The sequence below is a fragment of the Planktothrix sp. FACHB-1355 genome (assembly GCF_014748295.1).
GTDB lineage: Bacteria > Cyanobacteriota > Cyanobacteriia > Cyanobacteriales > Aerosakkonemataceae > Aerosakkonema > Aerosakkonema funiforme_A.
The window spans coordinates 1-2,640 of the sequence record NZ_JACJUP010001012.1 but is presented as its reverse complement, the minus strand read 5'-3'; the positions used below and the strand labels follow the sequence as shown (position 1 = coordinate 2,640).

Genomic DNA, 2,640 nt, shown 5'->3' with positions numbered 1-2,640 from the left:
TAAACCAAACCTATTTCGATCCGGTGACTTGGGCGGCAATATATTTAAGCCATCCCACAAGTCATCATTTGCGGTTGTTTGTCTGAGGGAAAGATTGGAGATATTACCCTTCCTGACAACCTTGCTTCCCTTCTGCTTTTTAGCTGGGGTTGCTGGCGAGCGGTCGGGTTGACCGAACAGTTTTTCCCACCAGTGCAAGCGATCGCGGCTTTGCCCTTGAGTCCTGGGCGATCGACGCTGTGATGCAGAAGAACCCCTTCCCATAGATTGTCGGGGTTTCGATAACCCAGACCGATCGGTTGGTGTCCGGGCTATTTCCTGCCAATTAGGCACTTGCTGTTGTTTAAGCTGCCGTCGCCGCCGGCGACGAGGATGGCCCTTCTCGGACGCTGCCACGGATGACACCTCTTAGAAAGTTAACTTCGGATTGCAGATAGCAGATATCCTGCTACGCGATACTAGACCCAAAAAACTGTACTACATCACAGATGTATTCTTATCAGGGAAGCTATGACTGACTTTTAAGATTTTTCTGAAGGTAAAGGGGCATTTGACACACTTGCAGAACGGGTAGATAAGGCCCATTCTATCTGGCTGAGAATGCCTCGCAGCATAGCCACTTCTGTTGTAGATGGCTGGGCGCGATTAAACAGCAGCCGAAATTTGGCCATCCGCGATGTAGCTGTATGGGGATAAAGATAACCTATTTTCAATAGGACTGATTCTAGTTGCTGATAGTACTGCTCTAACATTTCCAAGCTTGCGCTATTTTCCTCAGCAAAAGGTTGGGGGGTGATATCCCTTTCTCCTTCTCCGATCGATTGGTAAAGTTCGTAACAGCAAATGCCGACTGCCTGCGCCAAGTTTAATGAGGGATAGGCATCGCTGGAAGCAATGCGTATAAATCGCTGGGCATATTTTAAATCGTCGTTGCTCAAGCCTCGGTCTTCGGGGCCAAAAATTAAGGCCGATGGCCTTCCTTCTAGCAGCCAGGGTAAGGCGGTGCGGGGTGCTTCCAGATGCAGGGATAATCGTCGATCGCGTGCTGTGGTGGCGATCGCTCTGGCACAGCTTTGCAAGGCTTCGGGCAAGCTGGTGAAGAGTTGCGCGGATTCCAATATGTCTGCGGCATGAAGTGCCATAGTTCTAGCTTGTTCCCCCAAATGCTCGCATTGAGGGTCTACCAATACTAGCTGACTCAGGCCCATATTTTTCATGACGCGGGCGACCGCACCCACGTTTAAGGGGCCGATCGGTCTCACCAGCACTATTCGCACCTGCGCTAAGGCTGTGTCTTCCATTAGTGTGTCTGTACTTGGTTCCCGTAAAATTTGATTAACAATAGTATCGTTAACTTAACATGGCACGCCAGCGCTTGAAATCGGATTTACCCACAAAAGTTTGTCCTGTCTGTCAGCGTCCATTTGCTTGGCGGAAAAAATGGGCTGATTGCTGGGATGATGTGAAGTATTGCTCGGAACGTTGTCGCCGTCGCCGGAACAACTGACAACTAACAACTAACAATTGACAACTGACTACTCACAAATGAAAACTGACAAAGTACAACCTAAGCTAATTATTCACGGTGGTGCAGGTAGCTCTCTGAAGGGGAAAGGAGGTGTTGAGGCAGTACGCAAATCACTTTATCAGGTATTAGAGGAAGTTTATCCGATGCTGTTGGCGGGAGCAAGTGCCAGTGCAGCGGTGATTCGGGGTTGCCAGTTATTGGAGGACGACCCTCGCTTTAATGCGGGGACGGGTTCTGTGTTGCAATCTGACGGTCAAATTCGGATGAGCGCTTCGTTGATGGATGGGGCGGCGCAGCGTTTCAGCGGTGTAATCAATGTAGCGCGAGTGCAAAATCCGATTTTTCTGGCGCAATTTTTACAATCTTCTCCCGATCGCGTGCTGTCGGATTGCGGATCGGCTGAGTTGGTGCGGGAGTTGCAAGTTCCGATCTACAATCCTTTGACGGATATTCGCTTGAAGGAGTGGATGTTGGAACGGGATGAGAATTTTGTCAAGGAAATGGCTGGGGTGGTAGCTGAAAAAGAATTGGTGGCGGAAAGTAGCGCCGGACGCGGTACTATTGGGGTGGTAGTTTTGGACAGTCAGGGTTGCTTGGCAGCTGGTACTTCGACTGGTGGCAAGGGATTTGAACGAATTGGTCGGGTCAGTGATTCGGCGATGCCTGCTGGGAATTATGCGAATGCTTTTGCAGGTATTAGCTGTACTGGTATTGGGGAAGACATTATCGATGAGTGTCTGGCGGCGCGAATTGTGGTGCGAGTGACGGATGGGATGTCTTTGGCAGCGGCAATAAATCGCAGTTTTACGGAATCGCGCGATCGCGGGCGAGATTTAGGTGCGATCGGTCTTGATGCTACGGGTGCGATCGCTTGGGGCAAAACTAGCGAAGTTCTTCTTGCCGCCTATCATACTGGGGAACAGATGGGAGATACACTGGAATGGACTGGCAATGAACTAACAGGTTTTGTGTCTTAAATCTTACCACAACAACACGCTTTTGTTAAGTGAAAAGTTGGCAGATTAATATCTACCAACTTTTCTATATTTGGGTAAATGTTCGATCGTCTAGACTTACTCTGTGTCTTGACTCGTTTTTAACTGCCAACCGGG

4 protein-coding genes are annotated in these 2,640 nt (G+C 49.4%); 2 read left to right on the top strand and 2 right to left on the bottom strand.

All coding sequences use genetic code 11. The features are described from left to right. Both H6S82_RS28285 and H6S82_RS28280 read right to left on the bottom strand, forming a co-directional pair. Positions 1–396, bottom strand: a 396-nt coding sequence (locus H6S82_RS28285; RefSeq protein WP_191057110.1) for a hypothetical protein, incomplete at its 3' end; no start/stop codon positions are given. A 125-nt stretch (positions 397–521) separates the two neighbouring features. Beyond that, on the bottom strand, positions 522–1,301 hold the full coding sequence (locus tag H6S82_RS28280; RefSeq protein ID WP_190461057.1) for an RNA methyltransferase: 780 nt from the start codon (positions 1,299–1,301) through the stop codon (positions 522–524). Positions 1,302–1,360: 59 nt separating this feature from the next. Between H6S82_RS28280 and H6S82_RS28275 the strand changes: the two genes are divergently transcribed. Both H6S82_RS28275 and H6S82_RS28270 read left to right on the top strand, forming a co-directional pair. After that, complete coding sequence (locus H6S82_RS28275) at positions 1,361–1,507, top strand: DUF2256 domain-containing protein (RefSeq protein ID WP_190461055.1); 147 nt, start codon at positions 1,361–1,363, stop codon at positions 1,505–1,507. A 38-nt stretch (positions 1,508–1,545) separates the two neighbouring features. After that, positions 1,546–2,505, top strand: a complete 960-nt coding sequence (locus H6S82_RS28270; RefSeq protein ID WP_190461053.1) for an isoaspartyl peptidase/L-asparaginase — start codon at positions 1,546–1,548, stop codon at positions 2,503–2,505. Positions 2,506–2,640 lie beyond the last annotated feature (135 nt).